Origin of the sequence: Flavobacterium sp. KACC 22761 (genome assembly GCF_034058155.1) — a bacterium.
Classification (GTDB): domain Bacteria; phylum Bacteroidota; class Bacteroidia; order Flavobacteriales; family Flavobacteriaceae; genus Flavobacterium.
In genome coordinates this window covers 3,260,932-3,285,161 of record NZ_CP139148.1, presented here as the reverse complement: position 1 = coordinate 3,285,161, position 24,230 = coordinate 3,260,932, and the positions used below count along the sequence as shown (strand labels likewise).

The 24,230-nt window shown below is 33.2% G+C and carries 22 protein-coding genes and 1 pseudogene; 10 read left to right on the top strand and 13 right to left on the bottom strand.

The window, feature by feature from the left end; translation table 11 throughout:
• Positions 1–52: 52 nt before the first annotated feature.
• The 3 genes from SCB73_RS14200 to SCB73_RS14190 form a co-directional block, all read right to left on the bottom strand.
• Positions 53–2,437, bottom strand: coding sequence for a TonB-dependent receptor (locus tag SCB73_RS14200; RefSeq protein WP_320566870.1), 2,385 nt, complete (start codon positions 2,435–2,437; stop codon positions 53–55).
• A gap of 152 nt (positions 2,438–2,589) precedes the next feature.
• A complete protein-coding gene (locus SCB73_RS14195; RefSeq protein WP_320566869.1) occupies positions 2,590–3,735 on the bottom strand; it encodes a helix-turn-helix domain-containing protein in 1,146 nt (381 codons plus the stop codon).
• A 58-nt stretch (positions 3,736–3,793) separates the two neighbouring features.
• Positions 3,794–4,939: a helix-turn-helix domain-containing protein gene (locus SCB73_RS14190; RefSeq protein WP_320566868.1), complete on the bottom strand. Its 1,146-nt coding sequence runs from the start codon at positions 4,937–4,939 to the stop codon at positions 3,794–3,796.
• A 167-nt stretch (positions 4,940–5,106) separates the two neighbouring features.
• Here SCB73_RS14190 and murQ point away from each other — a divergent pair, with 167 nt between their 5' ends.
• The 10 genes and pseudogenes from murQ to SCB73_RS14140 all read left to right on the top strand — a co-directional run.
• Positions 5,107–5,919 carry an N-acetylmuramic acid 6-phosphate etherase gene (murQ, locus tag SCB73_RS14185; RefSeq protein ID WP_320566867.1) on the top strand — a complete coding sequence of 271 codons (813 nt, stop codon included), beginning with the start codon at positions 5,107–5,109 and terminating at the stop codon, positions 5,917–5,919.
• 133 nt (positions 5,920–6,052) lie between these two features.
• Positions 6,053–6,274 carry a DUF6095 family protein gene (locus SCB73_RS14180; RefSeq protein ID WP_320566866.1) on the top strand — a complete coding sequence of 74 codons (222 nt, stop codon included), beginning with the start codon at positions 6,053–6,055 and terminating at the stop codon, positions 6,272–6,274.
• 27 nt (positions 6,275–6,301) lie between these two features.
• A complete protein-coding gene (locus SCB73_RS14175; protein WP_320566865.1) occupies positions 6,302–6,532 on the top strand; it encodes a hypothetical protein in 231 nt (76 codons plus the stop codon).
• Positions 6,517–6,831, top strand: coding sequence for a type II toxin-antitoxin system RelE/ParE family toxin (locus tag SCB73_RS14170; RefSeq protein WP_320566864.1), 315 nt, complete (start codon positions 6,517–6,519; stop codon positions 6,829–6,831). The genes SCB73_RS14175 and SCB73_RS14170 overlap by 16 nt, the downstream gene beginning before the upstream one ends.
• A complete protein-coding gene (locus tag SCB73_RS14165) occupies positions 6,819–7,391 on the top strand; it encodes a pentapeptide repeat-containing protein (protein WP_320566863.1) in 573 nt (190 codons plus the stop codon). The genes SCB73_RS14170 and SCB73_RS14165 overlap by 13 nt, the downstream gene beginning before the upstream one ends.
• A 2-nt stretch (positions 7,392–7,393) precedes the next feature.
• Entirely contained in the window at positions 7,394–7,969 is a 576-nt protein-coding gene (locus SCB73_RS14160) for a DUF1572 family protein (protein WP_320566862.1), read from the top strand.
• A gap of 285 nt (positions 7,970–8,254) precedes the next feature.
• Positions 8,255–8,626, top strand: a complete 372-nt coding sequence (locus SCB73_RS14155) for a DNA topoisomerase IV (protein ID WP_320566861.1) — start codon at positions 8,255–8,257, stop codon at positions 8,624–8,626.
• A 143-nt stretch (positions 8,627–8,769) separates the two neighbouring features.
• Positions 8,770–10,692, top strand: a complete 1,923-nt coding sequence (locus SCB73_RS14150) for a DUF294 nucleotidyltransferase-like domain-containing protein (protein WP_320566860.1) — start codon at positions 8,770–8,772, stop codon at positions 10,690–10,692.
• Positions 10,693–10,694: 2 nt separating this feature from the next.
• Complete coding sequence (locus SCB73_RS14145) at positions 10,695–11,324, top strand: 3'-5' exonuclease (RefSeq protein WP_320566859.1); 630 nt, start codon at positions 10,695–10,697, stop codon at positions 11,322–11,324.
• A 120-nt stretch (positions 11,325–11,444) separates the two neighbouring features.
• Positions 11,445–12,107, top strand: a pseudogene (locus tag SCB73_RS14140) (AAA family ATPase); the annotation flags it as partial.
• A gap of 53 nt (positions 12,108–12,160) precedes the next feature.
• Here SCB73_RS14140 and SCB73_RS14135 read toward each other — a convergent pair.
• From SCB73_RS14135 to ychF, 10 genes are all read right to left on the bottom strand, one after another.
• The gene (locus SCB73_RS14135; RefSeq protein WP_320566858.1) at positions 12,161–14,875 is read right to left on the bottom strand and encodes a DNA gyrase/topoisomerase IV subunit A; all 2,715 of its coding nucleotides are present in this window, start codon (positions 14,873–14,875) and stop codon (positions 12,161–12,163) included.
• Positions 14,876–14,910: 35 nt separating this feature from the next.
• On the bottom strand, positions 14,911–15,459 hold the full coding sequence (locus SCB73_RS14130; RefSeq protein WP_320566857.1) for a hypothetical protein: 549 nt from the start codon (positions 15,457–15,459) through the stop codon (positions 14,911–14,913).
• A 24-nt stretch (positions 15,460–15,483) separates the two neighbouring features.
• Positions 15,484–17,352, bottom strand: a complete 1,869-nt coding sequence (locus SCB73_RS14125) for a DNA topoisomerase IV subunit B (RefSeq protein WP_320566856.1) — start codon at positions 17,350–17,352, stop codon at positions 15,484–15,486.
• A 163-nt stretch (positions 17,353–17,515) separates the two neighbouring features.
• A complete protein-coding gene (gene pncB / locus SCB73_RS14120) occupies positions 17,516–18,691 on the bottom strand; it encodes a nicotinate phosphoribosyltransferase (protein ID WP_320566855.1) in 1,176 nt (391 codons plus the stop codon).
• A 74-nt stretch (positions 18,692–18,765) separates the two neighbouring features.
• Positions 18,766–19,752 carry a transglutaminase domain-containing protein gene (locus SCB73_RS14115; protein WP_320566854.1) on the bottom strand — a complete coding sequence of 329 codons (987 nt, stop codon included), beginning with the start codon at positions 19,750–19,752 and terminating at the stop codon, positions 18,766–18,768.
• Positions 19,753–20,277, bottom strand: coding sequence for an NADPH-dependent FMN reductase (locus tag SCB73_RS14110; protein WP_320566853.1), 525 nt, complete (start codon positions 20,275–20,277; stop codon positions 19,753–19,755).
• Positions 20,278–20,360: 83 nt separating this feature from the next.
• A complete protein-coding gene (locus tag SCB73_RS14105) occupies positions 20,361–21,278 on the bottom strand; it encodes a YihY/virulence factor BrkB family protein (RefSeq protein WP_320566852.1) in 918 nt (305 codons plus the stop codon).
• A gap of 91 nt (positions 21,279–21,369) precedes the next feature.
• Entirely contained in the window at positions 21,370–22,050 is a 681-nt protein-coding gene (locus tag SCB73_RS14100; RefSeq protein WP_320566851.1) for a hypothetical protein, read from the bottom strand.
• 7 nt (positions 22,051–22,057) lie between these two features.
• The gene (locus tag SCB73_RS14095; RefSeq protein WP_320566850.1) at positions 22,058–22,735 is read right to left on the bottom strand and encodes a TIGR02117 family protein; all 678 of its coding nucleotides are present in this window, start codon (positions 22,733–22,735) and stop codon (positions 22,058–22,060) included.
• Positions 22,736–23,077: 342 nt separating this feature from the next.
• A complete protein-coding gene (gene ychF / locus SCB73_RS14090) occupies positions 23,078–24,172 on the bottom strand; it encodes a redox-regulated ATPase YchF (protein WP_012024533.1) in 1,095 nt (364 codons plus the stop codon).
• Between the last annotated feature and the right edge of the window lie 58 nt (positions 24,173–24,230).

Below are 24,230 nucleotides of genomic sequence, written 5' to 3'. Positions count from 1 at the left end.
CAATTAGATAATTTTCTAATTGACTCATTGACACATTATCTAATTATCTCATTTAATTCGCTCTCTTTCTCTCGTCCTGATTACCGAAATTTCGTTCCTTCGCATTGATTTTATTATTTCCGAAATTGTAAATTACTGACAAACGAACAAATCGATTGCTTTCATTATTGCTATAAACCTGTTTTACGCCATTTACAACCGAAGCAAAATCTTTTAAGTAAGAAGTATTAAAAATATCATTTGCCAAAAACGCAATTTGCATGGTTTTATTAAACAAATCTTGCTTAAATCCGATATCAAAACTAGAAGCATACCCTATTTCATATAAACCACTTTTATAAGGTGTCGTATATGAAAAATCAATTTGCAATTTTGTTGTTTTGCCTAACGTAAAAGTATTGTTTGTAGAAAAATCAATTTGCAAACTATTAGATGGCGTTGCATTGATATCTTTGATAAACTCCGTTTTTGCACCTAAAAAATATACCGAATTTTCACTCTGCCACCATTTAGCAAATTTTGCGGAATAATTCTCTCCAATGCCATAATTTAAACTTTTAAAATAATTATCACGTGTTATGATCTGTGTGCTTGTTTCTGGATTCGAAGTAAACAAAACGCCGTAACCATCTGTGATTATGTTTAAGAAAACACTTGTTCTTAAAATTTCTTTGTACGAATGAGCAAACTCAAAATTGTCACTAAAAGAAGGCTTTAAAAACGGATTCCCTTCTGAATAACTATTACTGCTGATGTAAATACGGAATGGATTCAGCAAATCAAAACGAGGTCTGTTGATTCTTTTTCCATAATTTAAACTAAAACTATTGTTCTCATTCTTTTTGTATGACGTAAAAACAGTCGGAAAAAGTTTGAAATAATCATTTACTGTTTCTTGATTCAATGTTTCAGAAAATCCTTTTGTTTGCGTATTTTCAAGTCGCAATCCCAATTGAAAATTCCATTTTTCATTTACTTTTTTATCTCCATTAATATAAACTGCCTGATTATTTTCAGTGTATTTAAATCGGTTTGATTGGCTTGGATCTAATACTGGAGTTCCTGTAATTGTATCGTAATAAAGTACATCGCTTATGCTATTTGTAAAACTAGCTTTGGCTCCATAAGACAAATTCAACTTTTCTAGCGGATGTTCCATATCTGCTTTAAAACTCAAATTATCAATATCTTGATTCGAAATATTTCTTCCAGATTGATTAACATCAACAAAAGTTCCATCAGCCAAGTAATTATTTGCAATAAACTCACGATCAAATTTTGAACTGTAATTAAAGTAATCTACATCAAAGGATAATTTTCGGTTCAAGGGATCTAATTTTGTAATCAAATGCGCATTATATGTTTGATTTTTGGATTCTCTGTCAGCAAAACTGTTGTTGATGATGTAATGCTGCAATTCATTTTCTGTATTGTATTTATTAACCAAAATATCGGATTGAAAATCAGGATTGGTTATATCATTCAAAATTTGAAAACCAACGGTTGTTTTTTCTGAAAAATCATAATCCAAAGCTATTTTTCCTGATAGACTTTCGTTTTTCAATTTTGTTCTTGCATTCAGATTCGAAAGCCCATCTTCAAAATAAACATTTGAAACTTCATCTACATTTTTATAACCTGTTTTTCCATTGACACTTGCTGAGAAACGGAATTTATTTTTGTTGTAGAAGAAATTATCTCTCAAAGTAAAAATTCCATATTTGCTTTGATCATAAGAAGCCGTAATTGTATTTTTCCAAGAATCACGAGCTCCTTTTTTCATAATAATATTAATCAATCCGCCAGTTCCTTCAGCTTCATATTTTGCGGGCGGATTGCTGATGATTTCAATATTTTTGATGTCGCTTGCCGAAATTGATTTTAAAAAATTATTCAATTCTTCGCCCGTTAATTCAATAATTCTTCCATCAATCATAACTCTAGAAGTTCCTTTTCCTAAAATATTAATTGTATTATTCTGCACGACAACACCAGGAGCCGTATTAATAGCGCTCAAAGCGTCGCCACCCACGTTGGTAACATTATTTTCTAGATTATAAACCAAACGATCTGTTTTCTGTTCGATGGTTTTCTTTTTAGACTGAACGACAACTTCAACTAATTTTGTTTCATTTTCACTAAGTACAATAGTTCCTAAATCGGTATCTTTTTCTAAAGAAATTTCTTTTTCATAATCTGCAAATCCCAAAAGACTAACTTTGATTTTATAAGAACCATTTTTTAGATTGATTTCAAAAGAACCATCTTCTTTTGCCATAGTTCCGTCAATAATTTTCCCTTCTACATTTAAAATGGAGACTTCTGCCCACTCTAAAGATTTTGTTTCACTTGCAATTTTTCCTTTTAATTTTAATGTTGATTGTGCTAGACAAAATAAAGGCAATACTAAAAAGATAAGGAGATGTAATTTTTTCATGGTTTCTAATTTTAACTTGTTCGATTAATTTGAAGCAAAGTTGCCTTAGAAAATCTTCCTGTGCGACCGACAAAAAAAGTCGAACCATTTTCTGTTCAAGAAATTGGTTCGACTTTATTGCGCCTGAAGTACGACTTTTTACAAAGCCTTTATTATGAAGCGTTTCGGTACGCTGTAGGCGTTAAATTAGTGTACTTTTTAAAATACGTATTAAACGACGATTTTGAGTTAAAACCCACTTCGTATAAAATTTCCAGAACGGTCAAATCATTTTTTAAAGGATTTTTTAAAATATTCATCGCTTTTTGAATACGATATTCATTTACAAAATCAAAAAAATGTTGATCAATATGATGATTAATCAAAATTGACAAATCCCGAACCGGAATATTTATTTGATTAGAAAGTTCTTGAATAGTAAGCGACGGATCAAGAAAAGGTTCCTTTTCTGTCATGTATTTTTTCAGCAAAGCAATTTGAGTCGCAATTTCATCATTTTGATTCTCTTTTACTTCATCAATATTTTTATGCTCATGAATAATATCTCTTGCCAATAGCAGTTTAGAATCGATTCCTCTAAAAAGTTCTGGATAATTCAGCGCTTTTAAAATAAACCAGCAGGTCACCGCCAAAACCAGAAATTGCAGTATTGTATTAGACCAAATCCACAAGAAATCTAAAGCAGCATATCGCACCATATTTTTAGCGATCGACAGGTAATAGATCACAAACAGAACCATGGCGATTTGAAACAACCATTTAAAAATAGAAGTTCTTGGATTCGTATAATTTTCCTGAAATATTTCTCTGTATTTTTTTAAAACTAAAAATACGCCAATACTATATACGACTGTTTGTAGGCCCAAAACAAAAAACATATAGAACATTTCGGGAGATTGATCACGATGTGCGTAAAACAGTTTTTTTTCGGCATCACTCAAAAGATAAAGTCTGAACAAAAAAACTGCATTTGTAACGATAAACGGAATTAGATGCAACAAATGTTTTGACCTTAACCTAAAATCAGCAAAACAAACCGACAATACATAAAGATAAAAAGCTGGTAATATCAAAGCACAAATTGTCCATCTAAAAAACTCCAAGTTAAAATGGTTTATAATGAAGTTGTCGTCAATAAAAATACCGCTATTATCAAGCGCAAAAAAAATCAAATAACAAGCAAATAGCCTATTTGCCAGTTTATTTTTGGTTTGCACAGTTAGCAAAAAGAAGGCCAGCAATAAGGAAACAAAAACTGATATTCCAGCCATGGCAGTTAAAAAACTTATCCTATTCATTCGTTTTTTTGATTATTTATCAAATATAACATTTTAGTTCTTTAGCACGATTTACTTACTACGAAGCATTTCGGTAAGCTGTTGGCGTAAGATTTGTATATTTTTTGAATGCGGCATTAAAGGAAGATTTTGAGTTAAAACCCACTTCATACAAGATTTCTAAAACAGTTAACTCTTTTTTTAACGGATTTTTCAAAATTCCCATAGCTTTTTCAATGCGATACTCATTGACAAAATCAAAAAAATGCTGGTCCATTTTATGATTAATCAAAACCGATAAATCCCGAACCGGAATATTAATTTGATTTGAAAGTTCCTGAATTGTTAGCGACGGATCGAGATAAGGTTCTTTCTCTGTCATATAATTTTTTAATGCAGAAATTTGAGAGAGGACAGCTTCATCCTGATCATTTACAGTTTCTGTTATACCATTATTTTCTTTAGAAAGAAATTCTTTAGTTAATTGTATTTTAGAATTAATTCCTCTAAAAAGTTCAGGATGATTTAACGCTTTCATTACAAACCAGCATATCACACATAACGCCATAACTACCATAAGAACATTTCCCCAAAGAAAATTATCTCTGGAAGTTGTGTAGCGCATTAAGTTTTTTGTAGCCGTAATCGAATGCATGACTACAAAAACGCAAGTCATCTGAAAAAGCCATTTATAGGTAGAAGTGCTGGGATTGGTATAATTTTCAAGATAAATTCTTCTGTATTTTCTTAAAACTAAAAACATACCGACAATATAAAACCAATATTGAACTTCGATTAAAATTTGAAAAAAGTAAATCTCAAACATTTCATTGAAATGATCTAAAACATATTGCTTTTCAGCCCCAGATTTCAAATAAATCCTCGGCATCAAAACAAAATTCATCACTACAAAAGGAAGCGTGTAGACTAAATGTTTCCATTTCAATCGAAAATCAGAATAACAAACAGCCAAAACATACAGATAAATCAAAGGCATTTCCAGCAAACAGATTGTACTTCTAAAGAATTCTATATTCATATACTCCAAAGGACGAGAATATGCTAGAAGTCCGCTGAAATCAACGGCTGAAAAAATAATAAAACAAGCAAATAGTCTATTAGCTAATTTATTTTCCGTTTTTACCGTTAATAAAAAAAGTGCCAGTAATAACGAAACAAAGACAGCAATGCGAGCAACGCTATCCAAAAAGACTAATTTATCCATTCTTATTTTTTTATTTAACAAATATAATATTTTAGTTCATTTTTTGCAGATGTAAGAAAGCTTTCGCAACATCACAAACAAAACTTTAAATCTTTGTGAGTTTGTAATCTAAATTTCGGGATTCAGAGAAAAAAATATTAATTTTGACCAGTCTAAATAACGATAAAATGACATTTACAAAAACTACTGAACAAGCCTCAAAATACGAACATTTAGAGAAAATGTCTGTTCATGAATTGTTGTCTAATATTAATCAAGAAGATAAAACTGTTCCTTATGCAGTAGAAAAAGCTTTGCCACAAATTGAAGCCTTGATTCCGCAAATAGTTGAAAAACTGAAATTAGGTGGCAGATTGTTTTATATTGGAGCTGGAACTTCTGGCCGACTTGGTGTTGTTGATGCTTCAGAATGTCCTCCAACATTTGGCGTTCCTTTTGATTTAGTAAATGGCATTATTGCAGGCGGTGATACTGCCATAAGACGTGCAGTAGAAAATGCAGAAGATAACCCTACACAAGCTTGGATTGATCTTAAAAACCATAAAATCGATTCAAATGATGTTGTAATCGGAATTGCGGCCTCGGGAACAACTCCTTATGTTATTGGGGGGCTAGAAACCTGTAATCAAAACAATATCATTACCGGCTGTATTACTTGTAATGCAGGAAGCCCATTGGCATTAACGGCGCAATTTCCTATTGAAGTAGTTGTAGGTCCTGAGTTTATAACCGGAAGTTCGAGAATGAAAGCGGGAACAGCACAAAAATTGGTTTTAAACATGATTTCGACTGCTGCGATGATTCAGCTTGGAAAAGTGCGCGGCAACAAAATGGTCGATATGCAATTGAGCAATATAAAATTAGTTGACCGAGGCGTTAAAATGATTATGGAAGAAATTCCTGTCTCGTATGACGACGCTTCAGATTTATTAAAAAAATACGGCAGCGTTAGAAATGCTGTTGACAATTATAAAAGGTAAAGGTTTTACTGTGTAGAAATTTAACCGCTAGGTTCGCCAATATTTACGTAAAGTTCGCAAGGTTTTTATCTAAAACTTTGCGAACTTTGCGATTAAATAAAGTTCCAACAACTTGGAACTTGAAACAAAAAAGATGGCAACAAATAAAGAATTACTAAAAAAAGGAGTGAAATATTTATCAGGCGCTCTGCCTCTTATGTTTCTTGGACCAACATTGATTTATAATGCTTTTCAGAATCAGCATACAAACTGGCATTATCTGGTTTTGGGAATCGGAATTATAGCTTGTTTGAGTTCAATGTTTTTGATTTTTTATGGATTGAAAACTATCATGAAAGGCTTATTTAATGACTAATTTGTATCTTTACTAAAATTCTTCGTTATGGATATGCAAGCAGAAATAAACTGGATTCATCAGGAAATTGATAAAGTAAAAGACCCTTCTTTTGTTGAAAAACTCAAACATCTTTTGCAATCAATAAATAATACCGCAATTAACTCAGATGAAGCTTATAATTTAGATATCGAAAATGCCTTAGACGATATTAAAAAAGGTAATTTTTATACTGAAGATGAAGCTAAAGAAATTGCAAAAAAATGGGGAAGAAAATAATTTGGACAAATAATGCTTTGAGCCAATTAGAAGACATTCATTTTTACATTTTCTTTGAAAGTAAATCGATTACTATTGCTGATAAAGTTGTTAATACTATTTTTGATAGTACCGAAATTCTTAAAACTCAACCTGAAATCTATAAACTGGATAAACAGAAAACCAAAAATGATGGCAGTTTCAGAGTTTATTCTGTTTACGATTATGCGGTCTCTTACCAGACAACAAAGGAGAACATCTATATACTTCGAGTTCGTCATAATGCGCAAAAACCTAAAAAACATTCATGGAAAGTCTAATTCACATTCAGAAAACATTCGAAAAAGTTGTTTACATTGACAAAAAAATAAACAATCGGGAGTTTGAAGATTGTGTTTTTAAAAACTGCGATTTTTCAAACAGCAATTTTGGCTACAATACTTTTTTAGATTGCGAATTTATTGATTGCAATCTCTCCATGACAAGCTTGGCAGGGACAAGTTTAAAAAATGTCACTTTTAGAAATTGCAAGCTTTTAGGAATTGCTTTTAACGAATGTGATGATTTTTTATTTCAAGTTCATTTTGAAGAAAGCGTTTTGGATTATGCATTATTTTCGAATAAAAAAATGCCAAAAACCAAATTCATTAATTGTTCCGTACGCGAAGTGACGTTTATTGGAACCAACTTAACGAGTTCGTTATTTGACAATTGCGACCTTGACGGTGCAATTTTCAATGAAACACAATTAGCCGGAGTTAATTTTAAAACGGCTTACAATTACAAAATCGATCCGGAATTCAATCCGATGAAAAAAGCGCAATTTTCTAATGAGGGAATTGCTGGACTTTTAGATAAATATGATATCAAAATCGTTTAATTATGAGTGCCGATCAATCTTATTTAGAAAGTGCAAAAAAGCAGTTTTTGTATTATAAAATGCTTGGTGAAAAAGCCATTGATCAGTTAGAGCCTGAACAGCTTTTTGTTTCAACTAACCCCGATACAAACAGCATCGCTACAATTGTAAAACATATTTCCGGCAATATGCTTTCGCGCTGGACCGATTTTTTGACTTCTGATGGTGAAAAAGATTGGCGTGACCGTGATTCAGAATTTGAGAATGATTTACAATCTAAAGAGCAAGTTTTGGAAATTTGGAACAAAGGCTGGAATTGTCTAGAAAACACTCTACAAAGTTTAAAAGCAGATCAACTTTCAGACATTATTTATATCAGAAATGAAGGCCACACGGTTATTGAAGCTATTAATCGTCAATTGGCGCATTATCCTTATCATGTTGGGCAGATTGTTTTTTATGCCAAACAATTGAAAAACAGCGAATGGAATAGTTTGTCGATTCCCAAAAACAAATCGGGAAATTATAACGCCGAAAAATTTGCTAAGGAAAAAGAAATCAAGAACTTTGCAGACGACGAATTAAAAAGATTGAAATGATAGAATATTATGCAAATTTTGGTGGAACATGTTGGTGGATCTTAATTAAATTCTGTAGAACAAATTTAACCGAAGAACAGAGTCCAAAAAACAAAAAGCGGAATTTGCTTTTCTTAACTTTTATAACTCTCATAATTTTCTTTTTGTTCTTTAATTAATAAAAGAACTCTTGAAAACTAAATCCCTAGCCCTGATTGAAATGGAAATCCTTTTTGTTTTTTCTTTAAAAACAAAAAGATTGTAATGGAAAGCAGGATTAGCTTCTAAAAAACAACTCAATTCAAAATGAAAAAAATTATATTCTTATTTCCTTTTCTGGCTTTAGTATCTTGCTATAACGCCGAACATAATTGCAAAGATTTCAAAACCGGAAAGTTCAAATTTGAAACCGAAGTCAATGGAGTTAAAAAAACTACTTTCTTTGAGCGAAAAGACAGTATTGAAATCGAGACTTTTGAAGGAAAAACAGATACTGCCACAATTCGCTGGGTGAGTGATTGTGAATATGTGCTGCAGAAAAAACATCCGAAAAACATGGCTGAAGAAAAAGCCATCAGTATGAAAATTTTAACCACTGCAAAAGATTCTTATACTTTTGAATTTGGATTGGTGGGCTCTGAAGAAAAACAGCGCGGAACAGTTTATAAAGTAGATTAAATAATTAAGTTTTTCTGCCACAAAGGCACAAAGACGCCAAGGACTTATTTCTTTGCGACTTTGTGCCTTTGTAGCAAATTAATATAACGTGTTTCTTTTACATTTATATTTTAAATAGTACATTAGGGCTTTAATCTAACCAAATGAAAAATACCATTTCGCAAAGAGTTGCCGACTTTTTAAAAAATTATCCGCCATTTAATTTTTTGCATCAGAAAGATCTGGAAAAACTGTCGGAACAGATTTCTATTATTTATAAAGAAAAAGATGCTGTGATTTTTGCCGAAAATGACAAAACACATGATTCCTTTTACGTGGTTCATAAAGGAGCTGTGGCTTTGAAAAAAAACACAAAAAATACTGTTTTGGACATGTGTGATGAAGGCGATATTTTTGGATTGCGTCCGCTTTTGGCACAAGAAAATTATATTATGGAAGCGGTCGCGCATGAGGAAAGTATTTTATATGCTATTCCGATTGCGGTTTTTAAGCCTTATGCGTTGGAGAACAGAAATGTTGGCAATTTTTTGATCGAGAGTTATGCCTCAAATACCCGAAATCCGTATTCTGACATTCATAAAGATAAATTATATGGTCATGAGGATCAATTGAATGAAAATTTGCATTCGAGCAATCATTCTTTTGATTTGGCGCCGATAAAATATTCTAAAAAAATTGTGACCTGCAGTCCGTCAACTACGGTTAAAGATGTTGCAAAAATTATGAATAAAAAGAAAGTTGGTGCCATTTTGATTGTTGACGAAATGTTGCCAATTGGTATTTTGACCGATAAAGATCTTAGAAATAAAATCGTTACTGGCGACTTTCCAATCACAACTACAGCGGAAACTATAATGACAAAACCCGTTATTACATATCCAAAAAAAATGACGGTTACAGAGGCGCAAATGGCCATGATGAAAAGCAATATCAGCCATTTGTGTTTGACAAAAGACGGAACTGTAAATACCAAAGCTGTTGGAATTTTATCGAAACATGACGTTATGGTCGCGCTTGGAAATAATCCTGCAGTTTTGATAAAAGCTTTAAAACGCACCAAAAAAATCAAAGAAATAAAACCAATTCGCAATCGAATTATGCAATTGCTTCAAGGTTATCTGGATCAAAATATTCCGATGACTTTGATTACCAAAATCATCACAGAACTTAATGAAGCCTGCACCAATCGGGTTATTGAGATTTGTTTAGAAAAAATGAGCAGTCCGCCACCTGTGAAATTTGCTTGGCTTGCACTTGGAAGTCAAGGAAGAGGTGAACAAATGCTTCATACCGATCAGGATAATGCGATTGTTTATGAAAATGTAAACGAAGTTTTTAAAGACGAAACCAAAATTTATTTTCTAAAATTTGCCGGATTTGTCAATAAAGGCCTTTTTGATATTGGTTATGATTATTGTCCTGCCGAAATGATGGCTTCAAACCCAAAATGGTGTATGAGCCTCGATGAATGGAAAAATCATGTGCATCATTGGATCACAAATCCGGGCAAAAATGAGGTTTTATTGTCATTCATTTTCTTTGATTATAGTTTGACGTATGGCGACTCTGAAATTGTAAGCCAATTGTCAAATTATATTTTTGAAGATGTAAAGGCAAATCCGATTTTTTATATGCATTTGGTGAGCGGTGCTTTGCAAAGCCCTTCTCCTACCGGATTTTTCAGGCAGTTTCTAGTTGAACAAGATGGAGCCAATAAAGATAATTTTGATATTAAACGAAGAGCTTTAATGCCATTGACTGATGCTGCACGTCTTTTAATTTTATCTCATTCGGTAAAAGGAATCAGTAATACTGCGGAGCGTTTTGAGAAATTAGCCGAATTAGAACCGACCAATAGAGAACTGTATTTATCGTGTTCGTACTCGTTTAAAGCTTTATTGAAATTCAGAACCAAACAAGGTCTTTTGCATCACGATTCCGGCCAGTTTATCGAATTGGAATCTTTAACCAAAATGGAAAAAATTAAGCTGAAGCGTACTTTTAAAACCATAAAAGAACTTCAGGAACTTATTTCTGTACGTTTTAACATCTCAAATCTGGTATAATAATGAGTTTATTCAATTTTTGGAAGAAGGAAGAAAGCAATCTATTCGATGAAAATAGTACTATCGAAGAAACTCGTTTTGTGGTTTTAGATACCGAAACTACAGGATTTGACTATGAAAATGATCGAATTTTATGCATTGGTGCACTTGTTCTTCAAAACGGAATTATTAATGTCCAGGAAAGTTTTGAAGTGTATTTAGAACAAGATCATTATGATAAATCAACAGCACAAATTCATGGTATTTTAAAAGATTTGCTTGTAAAACGTCCGACTGAATTAGAAGCTTTACAACAGTTTTTAAACTTTTTAGGAGATTCCATAATCATTGCGCATCATACCATTTTTGATGTCACCATGATTAATAAGGCTTTAGAAAGAAACGGGCTTCCACAATTAACCAATAAAACTTTAGATACCGCTTATTTATATAAAAAGACTTTGATTCAGTCGCATTTATTTGAACGAAAAGATCATTATACATTAGACGATCTTGCAGACAAATTTGATATCTCTAAAAAAGATCGTCACACTGCTTTGGGCGATGCATATATCACAGCAATTGCATTTTTAAAAATTGTGAAGAAATTGAAAGAGAAAAAAGAAATTAATTTGAACTCTCTTTTTAAATAGAAAAGACTTGATTTGCTATCAAGTCTTTTCTATTCTTACTTATCTATAAATAAGCGATATGGATAAACATTTGAAGATTTATTTTTAAGGTTTTTCAAAACTATCACATAAATAACTCCACTCAACGGTGCGCCTCCTGGCTATGTTGGTTACGAAGAAGGTGGCTTATTAGTAAACAAAATTAGACAAAAGCCCTATTCTATTGTTTTGTTTGATGAAATTGAAAAAGCACATCCTTCCGTCTTTGACGTATTTCTACAGATTATGGACGAAGGAAAACTGCACGATCGTTTAGGAAAAGAAGGTGATTTCTCTAATGCCATTATTCTTTTTACCTCAAATATCGGTGCAGATTATATCGTCAATACATTCAATAATGGTGAAATTCCGACTTCAAATTCTCTAATGGAAATTATGGCTAATTATTTCAGGCCTGAATTTTTGGGACGTTTAACAGAAATTGTACCTTTTGCACCTATCAGCAAAGAAAATGCATTGAAAATATTTGAAATCCATCTTAAAAAAGAGTTCATGGATTTATTGAAAAACATCAATATTAAAGTCGAGATTCCTATGGAAGCCAAACTCCATCTTGCCGAAAATGGTTACAATGCCAAATATGGTGCAAGACCAATTAAAAGCATTATTAGAACGCATTTAAGAAGGCCTCTAGCTAAGAAAATAATTTCCGGAGAAGTCAAAGATGGTGATACTATTTCAGTAGTTATTGAAAACAACGAAGTAAAATGGATTAAAGAAGAAATTGTTCCTGTTGAGAATTAATAGGGACATCTACCTATAAAAAAACGCTAAGAAATTAATCTTAGCGTTTTTTTTTATTCTAAAACCAAACCAATTTGGCCGTCGTCATCTAATTCTGTCTCCACAGCATCATCTTCTGAAATTTCTGGTCTTTCAGGAACTTCTTCAACAGGTTCTTCATAAGGAAGCGGGTCTAATAAGTTTACCTGTTTTAGTTTATCTGTTGTCAATTGATTCCCAAGAGCTTTAAAACCTTTTACGGCTATAAAATCCTCTACATCAATATGAAGATCGTCTTTTTGAACACCTTTTACTTTGGCAAAAACCAATTGTGCAACCGGACGATAATCTGTCGAAACGATTTCCAATTGTGAATTTGGGTGATCTGTAATAAAGCTTTCTTCTTTTCCTTCATTTTCAACCAAGAAACGTTTCAAGAAATAACGCTCTTTTTCACCATCATAATAAATTGCAGAAATTGGTTTTTTAGGTTTCCATTTTTCCAGAACAATCATATCTTCATCAAAATGGGTTGATAATTCTGGAATGATTACTTTTAATTTTCCTGACTGGCTAATTACTAAAATTTTATCTGTTGGTTTAAATTCTCCTAACAATTCTCCTCTTGCGTCAACATTTAAACGTTTTACGGTATCATCAAACCAAACTTTTCTTGGCAACAGAGTCGAAATTCCTTTCTCTTTTAATTCGATTTTCTTGATTGGATATTTGGTCACCAAGTTTCCTTTAGAGCCACGTCCTTTAATGGCTAACTTAGCGAAATCAATATCGAATTTCAGCTTCTTAATTGTTCCAACTTGACGCAATAAAATAGTGACAACTTCAGCTTCTCCATTTGGATTATGTGAAAAATAAACTACTTGCGAACCATTTGTTCCATTTGTTAAATCGTAGGCTTTATCACGTGTTACTCCGGTAACATTAAAACGTTTTATATAAGACGGACCTGATTTACCATCACGGTACATCATATTATAAATCGTTCGTTTATCATTTTTATCAAAAACCGCTGCGTGTATAATGTCTTTTCCGATAAAAGTCTTGGCATCGACTTTTGTAATCATCATGGTTCCGTCTCGCAAAAACACGATCACATCATCAATATCAGAACAGTCGCCTACGTATTCATCTTTCTTTAAACTAGTTCCTACGAAACCTTCTTCGCGGTTTACGTAAAGTTTTGTATTTCTTAAAACAACTTTTGTTGCTTCTACATTATCAAACACGCGAAGTTCTGTCTGGCGTTCGCGTCCTTTTCCGTATTTCTCTTTTAATTTGGTAAAATAAGCAATTGCAAAATCTGTTAAGTGTTCCAGATTATGCTGTACTTCTTTCATTTCGTCTTCTAACTTCGCAATTAAATCATCGGCTTTATCAGAATCGAAACGTGTTATACGAATCATCGGGATTTGAGTCAAGCGCTGTAAATCATCATCGTTGATTTCTCTAACAAATGATTTCTTGAAAGGCTCAAAACGATCGTATAAATATTTATAAAGTGATTCTCTATCGCCGTATAATTTGAAGTCAATATACATTTCTTCACGAATGAAGATTTTTTCCAAAGTAGAGAAATGCCACTTATTTTTTAATTCTTCTAATTGAATTTCAAGCTCTTGTTTTAGCAAATCAACCGTTCTTTCGGTTGAAATTTTCAACATTTCAGAAACTCCAATAAACAATGGTTTATTATCTTCAATCACACATCCTAAAGGTGCAATAGAAGTTTCACAGGCCGTAAATGCAAATAAAGCATCGATCGTTTTATCTGGCGAAACACCAGGGAAAAGATGAATCAGAATCTCTACATCGGCAGCCGTGTTATCTTCAATTTTCTTGATTTTGATTTTACCTTTTTCATTGGCTTTCAAAATACTATCAATCAAACTCGATGTATTGGTAGAAAACGGAATCTGCGTAATGACCAAAGTGTTTTTGTCTAATTGCGAAATTTTAGCACGAACACGCACACGTCCGCCACGCATTCCGTCGTTGTAATTCGAAACGTCAGCAACACCGGCTGTTGCAAAATCTGGGTAAAGAGTAAACGATTTCCCTTTTAAGATTTTAATCGAAGCGTCAATTAATTCATTAAAGTTATGAGGAAGTACTTTTGTAGAAAGTCCAACTGCAATACCTTCTGCACCTTGAGCCAAAAGCAAAGGGAATTTTACTGGAAGATTTATCGGTTCAGCTTTTCTACCGTCATAAGATAGTCCCCATTCTGTAATTTTTGGAGAATACAAAACCTCTAAAGCAAATTTAGATAAACGTGCCTCAATATAACGGGGTGCTGCTGCACCATCACCAGTTAAGATATTTCCCCAGTTTCCTTGACAGTCAATCAATAAATCTTTTTGACCGATTTGTACCATGGCATCACCAATACTCGCATCACCGTGTGGGTGATACTGCATGGTGTGACCAACAACATTGGCAACTTTATTATAACGACCATCATCCAGCTCTTTTAAAGAGTGCATAATACGACGCTGAACAGGTTTAAATCCGTCCTCGATAGCAGGAACTGCACGTTCTAGAATTACATACGAAGCATAATCCAAGAACCAGTCTTTATACATTCCCGTTACCTTCGTAATAACATCTTCTCCTTCTTCTTCCTGATTTTCGTAAAAATGTGCTCCTTCAAAATGTTTTCCTTCACCATCAATCACATCATCATCGCCATCCTGAATGTTATCCAGATTTTCCTCTGAATTATTCTCGTCGTCGTTTGGAATTATGTTATCGTCTTCTTCGTCTTTCATTTTATATGCTGAATTATTTCAGTAAACTATTTCTATTATTCATAATCTTCGTCAAAATATTTGATTCCAGCTTTTTTAAAAAGCTCTTCCATTTGACTATAACAAAAGCCATTGTAATTTTCCAGATTTTTTGATTCTCTAAAACCATGACATGACAAACAAAGCTCTTTGTAACCAATTATTCTATTTTTTTGATCTCTAAAAATTATCATATGTCGGGGCATATAACAATCTCTAGGTAAATTTTCTAATTTACAACTATCCTGAGACATTAATTCCAGTAATTCTGTTTTCAATACTGAATTTAATACTACTCTTTCTTTGACTTGTGTACTATCGAAATTCAATTTATAATCAACAACAAGGTCTTTTGTATATCTATTTTTAATATCATCCCATCGCATTCGGTCTTCATAAGATAAAAACTCAACTTTAGATAAATCCTTCAAAGGAAAATCTCTTTCTCTGATTTTTTCTGTAGAAGATTTACTAACCATTGGCGTCAAATCAGACGAAGACTTCTCTTGCTCTTTTTTACAAGAAATCAATATTAAAATTGTCAACAAAAAAAATACTTTTTTCATATACTAAAAACAGGTGTTAATTTTTTAAGCCTCTTCAAGCTCATCAATCTCAACCTTCAGATTCTTTATAATAAAGTCCTGTCTGTCTGGTGTATTTTTACCCATATAGAAAGATAACAGCTGCTCGATTGAAGTATGTTTATCCATCATAACAGGATCAAGGCGAATCGTATCTCCAATAAAGTTCTTGAACTCATCTGGCGAAATCTCTCCTAAACCTTTGAATCGCGTGATTTCTGGTTTTGGCTTTAATTTTTCAATCGCATCTTTTCTTTCTTCTTCAGAATAACAATAAATCGTTTCTTTTTTATTTCTAACTCTGAAAAGCGGCGTCTGTAAAATATACAAATGCCCTTCTTTGATTAATTCTGGGAAAAACTGAAGGAAAAACGTAATCAACAATAAACGAATGTGCATTCCGTCGACATCGGCATCGGTTGCGATTACGATGTTGTTGTAACGTAATTTTTCCAGACCGTCTTCGATGTCAAGTGCCGCTTGAAGCAAGTTGAATTCTTCGTTTTCATACACGATTTTTTTAGACATTCCGTATGAATTCAAAGGCTTACCACGCAAACTGAAAACGGCTTGTGTATTTACGTCGCGCGACTTTGTAATTGATCCAGAAGCCGAATCTCCCTCGGTAATAAAAAGCGTACTTTCTAAGTTTCTAGGGTTTTTAGTATCTGGAAGATGCGCTCGGCAATCTCTCAATTTTTTATTGTGCAGATTGGCTTTTTTAGCACGATCTGTCGCTAATTTTCTAATTCCTGACAATTCTTTTCTTTCACGTTCTGCCTGAAGAATTTTACGCAATAAGGCCTCAGCTGTCGGCGGATTTTTATGCAAATAATTATCCAGCTTCGTTTTGATAAAATCGTTTACGAAAGTACGAACAGAAACTGCTGGCGTTCCATCATCAGAACCCATATCGGTAGAACCTAATTTAGTTTTAGTCTGAGACTCAAAAACTGGTTCCATTACTTTAATACTAATCGCACTTACAATCGATTTACGAACGTCTGATGCTTCAAAATTCTTGTTGTAAAACTCACGAATTGTTTTTACAACAGCTTCACGGTAAGCAGCTAAGTGTGTTCCTCCCTGCGTTGTATTCTGACCGTTTACGAAAGAGTGATATTCTTCACTGTATTGGGTTTTACTATGCGTTAATGCAACCTCAATATCGTGGTCTTTTAAATGGATAATTGGATATTCTAAATCTTCTTCGCTGATTGTTTCTTCCAACAAATCACGAAGTCCGTTTTCTGAATAATATTTTTCTCCGTTGAAAATAATCGTCAAACCATTATTCAAATAACAATAGTTTTTGACCATTTTCACTACATATTCCATACGGAATTTATAGTTTTTGAAAATCGTTTCGTCTGGCGTAAAAATTACTTTTGTTCCTTTACGTTTGGTCGTATCGATTACATCTTCTTCTAAAACCAAATTTCCTGCCGAAAACTCTGCTCCTTTTTGTTTGTCATCACGAACAGATTCTACGCGGAAAAAAGTAGAAAGCGCATTCACTGCCTTTGTTCCGACACCGTTCAAACCTACTGACTTCTGGAAAGCTTTAGAATCGTACTTTCCTCCAGTATTCATTTTCGAAACTACATCGACCACTTTTCCCAATGGAATTCCACGTCCGTAATCACGAACCGAAACTGTTTTGTCTTTAATACTTACCTCGATAGTTTTTCCGGCACCCATAACGAATTCATCGATACAGTTGTCTAAAACCTCTTTCAAAAGAATGTAAATACCATCATCCGGTGATGATCCGTCCCCTAATTTCCCGATGTACATACCCGGACGCATACGAATATGTTCCTTCCAATCGAGTGAACGAATATTATCTTCGTTGTATTGATTTTGCTCTAGCATAAATGAATTTAGGATTTTTGGCTAATGTACCATTTATCGGTAAAAAATGAAAGCGTATTTTTTCTTTTGTTACGAATAATAACAGTTTTTAAACCAATTTAAATTTATTTTAAAAAATACGACCGTTAAAAATATAAAAAATCAGCTATGAAACAAAAAAATACTATTTGATTCCGAGTACTTCTTTTGCGAGCGCAATCATTTCAGGCGTTCCCGTATTTTTATTTTTTTCGTCAGAAAGTTTCACAACGCCTTGCCAATGTGTATTGTCAGGTTTTGTTTCAGTTAATTTTATAACCATATTCATCGCTGGTAAACCGACATCATTGGTAAAATTTGTTCCGATTCCGAAAGACATTTTTATTTTGTCTTGACAGAAATCTACAATCGTTTTTACTTTGTCGTAATTAAGCGAATCTGAGAAAACGATGACTTTTGATTTTGGATCAATTCCCATTTTTATATAATGAGAAATCACTTTTTTAGCAAATTCTATCGGGTCGCCACTATCATGTCGAACACCGTCAAAAAGTTTGGAATATTTTTTATCAAACTGATTGAAGAATATTTCGGTCGTATAGGTATCTGTCAACGCAATTCCGAGATCTCCTCTGTAAACATTTGTCCAGTTTTCAAGACTTGTAAAATTCGCCACCTGAAAACCATATTGTGCGGCATGAAACATAAACCATTCGTGTGCATGCGTGCCCAAAGGCCTTCTATTGTTGACCATCGCAAAATGCACATTACTGGTTCCAATAAAACTCTGTCCTCCATAAGTTTGTAAAGTTTCATTTACCAGCTCATGAACATCATAGGAATGACGTCTTCTTGTTCCAAACTCTAAAATAGAAACACCAAGTTTATTGTATTTATCAATTTTTTCTTTGGTCAGCTCTTTTATGGCTTCATCATTCAAACGAATTAAATGATTGGATTTATAAAAAAGTTCCGAAATCAAGGCCATTAAAGGCACTTCCCACAAAATAGTTCTGTACCAAAATCCTTCAACGGTAACTTTTATTTCCGAGCCTTCCTGACTGATCTGAACTTCAGATGGATCGTAATTATATCCTTGCAGAAAATCTAAATAAGTGGGATCAAGATAAGGACAATAATGCGCTAAATAATTCTTTTCTTCTTTTGTCAAACGAAGTTCAGACAATGCATCAACCGATTTTCGAAGCAAATCTCCAAATCCAGGCGGAAAAACATGTTTTCCTCGATTTATAAATCCATAACGAACTTTTGCCTTTGGAAAAAGCCTGATTACGGCATGTTGCATCGTAAATTTATAGAAATCATTGTCTAAGATTGATTTCAGAAAAGTTGTTTCCATAGCATTTAAATTCATTTCATTCTTGCTAAGATACGGCTATTTCGTAAAAGAATAAAATGTAATAAAAGACTTGGCTATGAATTATTCGAAACAATTTTAAAAGAAACAATACTATTTGTATTGGCATAAATCGTAATATATTCTCCTACACTACTATCAATCAAAATCTGAAACTCCAAACCTCCCCTTTTTTCTTTTACGTTTTGGATTTTTACAGGCTGATTTCTTTTATTCAAATAAAAAACCTGATCTGATTTTGAAAGATTTTTGATCTCAACTGTAATTTTATCTCCTCTCCTTGCTTCGATAATTCCTGAATCTGGCGTTTTAACTTGATAATCTTCTTCGATGGTTTTATTGTAAATCAAAGGGCCGTTTAAGAATGCATCTTTATCTAATCGATTTCCTAAAAAAGTTCCTGAATCTGGAAAATGTTTGGCAAAGAAATAATCTGGATCTGTATCAAAATAAGCAGGATTAAAATCATTGACCATTCGGCCTTTACTGCTGTCGTAATAGCCTTGTCCCCAAGTCACATCGACCAAGCGCCATTTTTTATCAATCAAAACCATATTCCAAGCATGATTGGATGAAGTTGTTTTTCTTCCGATATCTCTCAATGAAATTTTAGAATCACCACGAATTATTTCACATTTAATCCCCATTTCATTAGCCAAATGCTGATACAAGGCTGTAAAACCTTCACAAACGGCTTTTTGAGTTTTAAAAGTTTTTTGAATCAGATTGTCATTAATCTGTTTAATTTTTCGTTGCTTTTCAGCCTCGGAAGAATAACTGAAACCTTGTGTTCTGGGCGGATTCAAAAAAGTATTAAAGTCATATTTTACATTGAATGCAATCCAGCTGTAAATGGCGCGCGCACGATCATAATCGGAATCAAAATCTTTTTCAATCCTGTCGGCTAATTTTTCAGTACTAGCAAAACTTTTAGGGTATTTTGCAACAATTTTATCAACTTCGCTTACTTTTTGTGCAGAAGCGAAATTGAAAAAAATAATATGAAGCAAAAGGAATAATAATGAAATCTTTTTTTGTGGCATTTAAAAATTTGATTTGATAATATCTTTCAGTTCTTTGTCAAACTCGACATTTGAAATTTTATTATCATTTAAATCAAAATTCGCGCCAAATGATGGCAATGAGAAACTTCCTTTTATTTCGGCGCCATAACGTGGGAAAAGATTCTGTGCAATTCCTAAAACTGATGCGCCTCCTCTGCCTCCCGGCGAAGTTGCCAACAACAACATTGGTTTGTGCTGAAAAACATCTTTTTCTATTCGGGAACTCCAGTCAAAAACATTTTTGAAAGCAACAGAATAATTTCCGTTATTTTCTGCCATTGAAACTACTAGAATATCAGCTTCTTTCAATTTGTTTAAGAATGCTTGTGCAACTTTGTGCTGACCAACTTCTTTTTCAAGATCAACGCTGAATACTGGCATTGCAAAATCATTCAAATCTAAAACTTCAACATCTGCATTTTCAAATAAACTAGATGCATAAGTCGCTAAACGCTTATTGATTGACTGTTTGCTGTTGCTTCCTCCAAAGGCTATTATTTTCATATTGTGGTATTTTTTGCCACAGATTAAATGGATTAAAATGATTTTTTAATCTGAATAAATCATTTTAATCTGTGGCCGTTTTTTTAATTATTTTCGATTTCAAAAATCTCTTTTTGTATTTCTACAGAATAATCATTTGGCGAAATACTTCCTCCAAAAGCTTTTGCATAGACTTTTGTAAATTCAGCTCCAAAATACAAAATAATAGCCGAGTAATACACCCAAACTAAAATTATAATCACAGAACCAGCTGCACCGTAAACACTTGCTACAGTAGAATTTCCTAAGTAAAGTCCGATCGCAAATTTACCTATCATAAATAAAATTGCCGTGCAAGAAGCTCCAATAAAGGCATCTTTCCATTTGATCACTCCGTCAGGTAAAGTTCGGAATATAATTGCAAAAAGCAAGGTGATACTAGCAAAAACAATCATCAAATTAAGCACATAAAAAAAATAAACTGTTGTGTCTGGAAAATAAAGTTTCAAACGAGCATTTAAAACGTCTAAAGTAGCGTTGATCATTAAACTGACCAACATCAAGAATCCAACCGAAACTATCATAGAAAACGACATAATTCTGTTTTGGATAAATTTTCGCAAACCTCTATTGGGTTTGGCCCGCAATCCCCAAATATAATTAATAGAACTCTGGATTTCGGCAAAAACTCCAGACGCCCCAATTAGCAACATTACAACCCCAAAAACGGTCACAAACACATTGCTGTCTGATAATTGAACATTTTTTATTGCCTCCTGAATTTGTACCGCTGCATTATTCCCTACCAATCTATTTATTTGGCCGTATAACTGGCCTGTGACTGCCTCTTCCCCAAAAAAGAAGCCACAAATAGTAATTATAATTATCAATAAAGGAGGCAATGCAAAAATGGTATAATAGGACAATGCTGCGCTTAACTTAATCGCATTATCGTCGCTGAATTCTAAAAATGTCGTTTTTAATAAATACCAAGTTTTTGAAAAGATATTATGATTTTTCATTTGCTGGCTGTTTGATATTTACTCAAATGTAGGCATTAATGAAAATTCTCTACTTCTTGGATTTTAGCCGAATTTTATATTTTTCCCATGTTTATTTGGAGACCTTTTTATATTCCTGATCGTATCCTAAATGTTTAATTTTAAAAATCTTTTTGAATTCGCTTCTTGCTGGTTTCATCAAGTAGGAAATAGAATCAAGCTTTTTTGCTTTTATTTTAGTTACTGAATCTAATTTTTTAAGGTCTTTTAGATCGTACAAGTTTTTAAATTTGAGTGCTTCTTTATCAAGCGAAACAAATCTCACTTTCCAAAATATGGAATCTTTTTTACTCAAAATTAATTGTCCGTCAATTCGTTTTGCTTTTTCATAAAAAGAAAACCTAAACAGCGTATCAATATTTTTTTGAATTAATTCGATTGAGTCGCCTTTTTGACGCATGTCGTACCAATATTTTGTATCCTTTACCACTAATTTGCCATCAACAATATCGCAGTCAGCTTTTAGTGAATCTAATTTAAGCTTATGAATTTTGAACTTCCAAAAATATTCTTCTAGAATTCTATCTTCTTCAATTCTTATAAAAGTTGAATCGTTATTGACATACAATCCTCTGAATTTATTCGGGAAATGATCTAACTCAGAATCATTTTCAGGTTGCGGTTTTTCAAAATAAAAAGTCGCGCATCCTTCCACACATTCTGCCGGCGCATCTACTTTTTTACAAGAAATGCCTAATGTTAATATTGCTACAATTAAAGCTATCTTTTTCATGGCAGAATTATTTATAATGACAGAAAATCCCTTTATCATAAACTGTCCATAAACTCGCTTTTTGATTGGCAGCTTTCAAAGCATTATTTGCCCAAGTATTGCATGTATAAAAAAGGCTATAACTTCCTTTTGCTTCATAAAAAGCATCTTTTTTTCCGTAACTATGACCTTCAATCCATTGTGGATGAAGCGGATTAGTAAAACTATCTGAAATATAGGTTACAAGATCTTGATAATTTTCTTTAGAAATCAAAATACGCTTACAATCTTCGCCTTCTCTCAGTTGTTTGAAAAATGTCGCGTGCATTGCAGAAGAACTCACACCAAAAGCGGCTTTTAAAGCTGTACTTGCTTTTAAATCTGACCATTCGGGAGTTTCTAGATAAAAACCTTTATCTCCCCAGCCAAAACCGATATAATTCATCAAAGAATCTTTGGATTGGGTTTGATTAAACTGGATTTCGTTTCGCCAATCTTTGATTTCGTTTTTTACGGGAACTACAATATCTGTATGAACGCCATTGGAAAGAATGTAAATTGGAATTGCATTTTGTTCTTCGACTTTTGCAACATCTGAATTAACCGTTATTTTCGAAATAATTAATACTGAAGAAATGTACAATGCAATAAAAGTGAAAATCCCGAAAAGTGTCCAGCCCAGAAATTTGAATGATTTTTTTAGCATTTTGATTGGTTGATTTTAGATTAGTAATTAGTTAATTTTTCTGTAACCAATTTTTAAGCCAAAAATTTTCACTTCCTGAAATGGAAAACGGATTTTACGGATTCGCTTTCGCGAAAACGTATCCACACTGATTTTTATTCGCATTTTTTGTCATCCTGAGCGAAGTCGAAGGACACGCAAGAAGCTCCATAAAGAAAATCTACAATCTGTGCGTGGGCGTGGGCTTCGACTTCGCTCAGCCTGACAAACAAAATCTTAAGTTATAGACAAAAAAAAACTGCTGAATCTCTCCAGCAGTTTAGTCTTTTATCTCTGTTCTTTCTTCTATTATCTAAAAAAAGATTAAACGTTAAAACGGAAATGCATTACATCACCATCTTTCACGATATATTCTTTTCCTTCAACTCTGAATTTTCCAGCTTCTTTTGCTTTTGCTTCAGAACCGTATTGAACGTAATCATCGTATGAAATTACTTCTGCACGGATAAATCCTTTTTCAAAGTCGGTATGAATAACTCCAGCTGCTTGTGGCGCAGTTGCTCCAATATTGATTGTCCAAGCGCGAACTTCTTTTACACCAGCTGTGAAGTAAGTTTGCTGTTTTAACAATTTGTAAGCTGCACGAATTAAAACTGACGCTCCTGGCTCTTCTAGCCCCATATCTTCTAAGAAAACTTGGCGCTCTTCGTAGCTTTCTAATTCTGTGATATCTGCCTCTGCTCCTACTGAAAGTACAATAACTTCAGCCTCCTCATCTTTTACTAATTCACGAACTTGATCAACATATTTGTTTCCGTTTACAGCAGAACTTTCGTCAACGTTACAAACATATAAAACTGGTTTTGCTGTAATTAATTGAAAAGCTTCCATCAAAACTTCTTCATCGTTGTTTTGAGGAACAATTGTTCTTGCAGATTTTGCCTGTAAAAGAGCTTCTCTAATTCTGTTCAATAAAGCTTCTTCTGCCTGAGCTTCTTTATTTCCAGTTTTTGCAGCACGTTTTACTTTTTCTAAACGTTTTTCAACAGTTTCTAGATCTTTTAACTGCAATTCGATATCGATAGTTTCTTTGTCACGAATTGGATTTACATTTCCGTCAACGTGAACAATATTATCATTGTCAAAACAACGCAAAACGTGAATAATAGCATTACACTCTCTAATGTTTCCTAAAAACTGGTTTCCAAGACCTTCACCTTTACTTGCTCCTTTTACCAAACCTGCAATATCAACGATATCAACAGTTGCCATTTGAACGCGCTCTGGTTTTACCAATTCTTCTAATTTATTGATTCTCGGATCTGGAACGTTTACAACACCAATATTAGGTTCGATTGTACAAAACGGAAAGTTTGCACTTTGCGCTTTTGCATTAGATAAACAATTAAATAATGTTGATTTTCCAACATTTGGCAATCCTACAATTCCTGCTTTCATCTGTTTGTTTCTATATTATTTATTCGACCTTTTACACTAAATGGTCTAAAACATTAAA

Coding starts and splice junctions, on each gene's coding strand:
- SCB73_RS14200 (WP_320566870.1), bottom strand. CDS start 2,437: ATGAAAAAATTACATCTCCTTATCTTTTTAGTATTGCCTTTATTTTGT.
- SCB73_RS14195 (WP_320566869.1), bottom strand. CDS start 3,735: ATGAATAGGATAAGTTTTTTAACTGCCATGGCTGGAATATCAGTTTTT.
- SCB73_RS14190 (WP_320566868.1), bottom strand. CDS start 4,939: ATGGATAAATTAGTCTTTTTGGATAGCGTTGCTCGCATTGCTGTCTTT.
- murQ (WP_320566867.1), top strand. CDS start 5,107: ATGACATTTACAAAAACTACTGAACAAGCCTCAAAATACGAACATTTA.
- SCB73_RS14180 (WP_320566866.1), top strand. CDS start 6,053: ATGGCAACAAATAAAGAATTACTAAAAAAAGGAGTGAAATATTTATCA.
- SCB73_RS14175 (WP_320566865.1), top strand. CDS start 6,302: ATGGATATGCAAGCAGAAATAAACTGGATTCATCAGGAAATTGATAAA.
- SCB73_RS14170 (WP_320566864.1), top strand. CDS start 6,517: ATGGGGAAGAAAATAATTTGGACAAATAATGCTTTGAGCCAATTAGAA.
- SCB73_RS14165 (WP_320566863.1), top strand. CDS start 6,819: ATGGAAAGTCTAATTCACATTCAGAAAACATTCGAAAAAGTTGTTTAC.
- SCB73_RS14160 (WP_320566862.1), top strand. CDS start 7,394: ATGAGTGCCGATCAATCTTATTTAGAAAGTGCAAAAAAGCAGTTTTTG.
- SCB73_RS14155 (WP_320566861.1), top strand. CDS start 8,255: ATGAAAAAAATTATATTCTTATTTCCTTTTCTGGCTTTAGTATCTTGC.
- SCB73_RS14150 (WP_320566860.1), top strand. CDS start 8,770: ATGAAAAATACCATTTCGCAAAGAGTTGCCGACTTTTTAAAAAATTAT.
- SCB73_RS14145 (WP_320566859.1), top strand. CDS start 10,695: ATGAGTTTATTCAATTTTTGGAAGAAGGAAGAAAGCAATCTATTCGAT.
- SCB73_RS14135 (WP_320566858.1), bottom strand. CDS start 14,875: ATGAAAGACGAAGAAGACGATAACATAATTCCAAACGACGACGAGAAT.
- SCB73_RS14130 (WP_320566857.1), bottom strand. CDS start 15,459: ATGAAAAAAGTATTTTTTTTGTTGACAATTTTAATATTGATTTCTTGT.
- SCB73_RS14125 (WP_320566856.1), bottom strand. CDS start 17,352: ATGCTAGAGCAAAATCAATACAACGAAGATAATATTCGTTCACTCGAT.
- pncB (WP_320566855.1), bottom strand. CDS start 18,691: ATGGAAACAACTTTTCTGAAATCAATCTTAGACAATGATTTCTATAAA.
- SCB73_RS14115 (WP_320566854.1), bottom strand. CDS start 19,752: ATGCCACAAAAAAAGATTTCATTATTATTCCTTTTGCTTCATATTATT.
- SCB73_RS14110 (WP_320566853.1), bottom strand. CDS start 20,277: ATGAAAATAATAGCCTTTGGAGGAAGCAACAGCAAACAGTCAATCAAT.
- SCB73_RS14105 (WP_320566852.1), bottom strand. CDS start 21,278: ATGAAAAATCATAATATCTTTTCAAAAACTTGGTATTTATTAAAAACG.
- SCB73_RS14100 (WP_320566851.1), bottom strand. CDS start 22,050: ATGAAAAAGATAGCTTTAATTGTAGCAATATTAACATTAGGCATTTCT.
- SCB73_RS14095 (WP_320566850.1), bottom strand. CDS start 22,735: ATGCTAAAAAAATCATTCAAATTTCTGGGCTGGACACTTTTCGGGATT.
- ychF (WP_012024533.1), bottom strand. CDS start 24,172: ATGAAAGCAGGAATTGTAGGATTGCCAAATGTTGGAAAATCAACATTA.